Consider the following 234-nt stretch of genomic DNA (forward strand, 5'->3'; position numbering starts at 1 on the left):
AGGGCCACGCGATCGCCAAGGGCGAGAAGCACGGCAATCTCGGCAAGCTGTCGCTCAAGGAGATCGCCGTCGAGTCGGGCAAGACCGGCGGACCGATCGCCGGCCATAGCGAACTCGTCGCCGATGGCGCCGGCGTCTCCTTCGCCACCCATATCTGCGATATCGAGGTCGATCCCGAGACCGGCGCCACCAGGGTCATCCGCTACACGGTCGTGCAGGACGCCGGCAAGGCGG

The 234-nt window shown here is 67.5% G+C and carries 1 protein-coding gene; it reads left to right on the forward strand.

Annotation, left to right across the window (positions count from 1 at the left end; translation table 11 throughout):
• Nucleotides 1-234 (forward strand): molybdopterin cofactor-binding domain-containing protein (locus EOB49_RS35955; RefSeq protein ID WP_164782032.1); only part of this gene is annotated, 234 nt, incomplete at both ends.

It is taken from the genome of Mesorhizobium sp. M7A.F.Ca.MR.148.00.0.0 (genome assembly GCF_003997735.1).
Taxonomy (GTDB): Bacteria; Pseudomonadota; Alphaproteobacteria; order Rhizobiales; family Rhizobiaceae; genus Mesorhizobium.